This is a genomic window from Macellibacteroides sp. (genome assembly GCF_050251695.1).
Taxonomy (GTDB): domain Bacteria; phylum Bacteroidota; class Bacteroidia; order Bacteroidales; family Tannerellaceae; genus Macellibacteroides; species Macellibacteroides fermentans.
The window spans coordinates 1-1,654 of sequence record NZ_JBFWMI010000049.1 but is presented as its reverse complement, the minus strand read 5'-3'; the positions used below and the strand labels follow the sequence as shown (position 1 = coordinate 1,654).

1 protein-coding gene is annotated in these 1,654 nt (G+C 46.6%); it reads left to right on the top strand.

Going from position 1 to position 1,654, the window contains the following annotated elements; translation table 11 throughout:
* Positions 1–1,485: beta-galactosidase small subunit-related protein (locus AB7E53_RS08805; RefSeq protein ID WP_446775226.1), on the top strand; the 1,485-nt coding region annotated here is incomplete at its 5' end.
* Positions 1,486–1,654 lie beyond the last annotated feature (169 nt).

Below are 1,654 nucleotides of genomic sequence, written 5' to 3'. Positions count from 1 at the left end.
GAAGAGGGTAAGGGTCCGAAACTGGATGCCTTGCGTGCATTTGTAAATAACGACAACTGGTTCTATTCACAATGGTTCGACCGCGGTTTGCATAACCTGGTACATAAAGCAACCGGTATGAATGTAAATGTAAAGGAGAATGGAACCGTAGTGCTTTCGTTTACGGTTGAATCGCAGGCTCCCAACGCAGCGAAAATTCATGGAGGAACAAGTTCCGGCAAGAACCGGATCGAGGAGCTGACAGACAAAATCTTTGGGACAGACGACTTTAAGTTTACCACCAATCAGATCTGGACGGTTTACAAAGACGGTTCGGTGGAATTGCAATCCAGCATCACCTCTAACCAACCGGCACTTGTATTGCCTCGTTTGGGTTATGTAATGCAGATTCCTCAGCAATACAAACATTTTAATTATTACGGACGCGGACCAATCGATAATTACGCCGATCGTAAAAGCGGGCAGTTCATCGAGCAGCATACCAATACTGTGGAAGGCGAGTTTGTAAACTTCCCCAAACCTCAGGATATGGCTAATCACGAAGATGTACGTTGGTGTGCACTCACCAACGATGCCGGTAACGGAGCCGTATTTGTTGCAACCGACCGCTTATCGGTTTCCGCACTTCCCTATTCTGCCAAAGATCTTATCCTTGCATCGCATCCGTATCAATTACCTCCGGTGGGAGATACCTATCTGCATCTTGATCTGGCTGTAACCGGTTTGGGAGGAAACAGTTGCGGACAAGGAGCACCGTTGCCCGACGACCGTGTAAATGCTGCACATCATACCACCGGATTTATTATCCGTCCGGCTGGAAAAGATCTGGCTCAGACTGCCCAGGTGGCTCCTGCAGGAGACATTCCGCTCAGCATCATTCGCGACGGAGCAGGTCAGGTAACGCTTACCTCTTCTAAAAAAGATGCCGTAATCTGCTATACTGTAGACAAAAGTAAAGCTAAAGAATACACAGAACCCATTGCCCTTCGCAACGGAGGAAAGGTAACGGCATGGTTTAAAGATACGCCAGCCAATAAGATCAGCAGCACCTTCACAAAGATAACCAATATCCAGACAAACGTGATTTATGCAAGCAGTCAGGAAGCAGGCGAAGGAGATGCCAAGAACCTGACCGACGGAGATCCGAATACCATCTGGCATACCATGTATTCTGTAACCGTAGCTAAACATCCTCACTGGGTGGATCTGGACTGTGGAGAGATAAAGACCATCAAAGGATTTACGTACCTTCCCCGTCAGGGTGGAGGTAATGGTAACGTGAAGGATTATACCATCCATGTAAGTGTGGACGGGAAGGAGTGGGGAGACCCAATCCATAAAGCAGCGTTCGAAAACAATGCTGCCGAAAAGAAAGTAACCTTCAGCAAACCGGTTAAAGCCCGCTACATACGCTTTACTGCGTTAAGTGAACAAAGGGGACAGGATTATGCCACCGGTGCCGAAATTACAATTCAAGCCGAATAGGAACAACCTATCCTGAAATAACCCGAAAGGGGATGTCTGCCAAGGAGGGCACTGAAAAAGTAGCTTTCCCTCTTTTTAACAAAAACAGAACGGTATAAATCTGACCTAAAGTTGGATTTATGCCGTTTTATTTTGTATCTTAGAGTCATAAAAGAAGAATGACTATGCT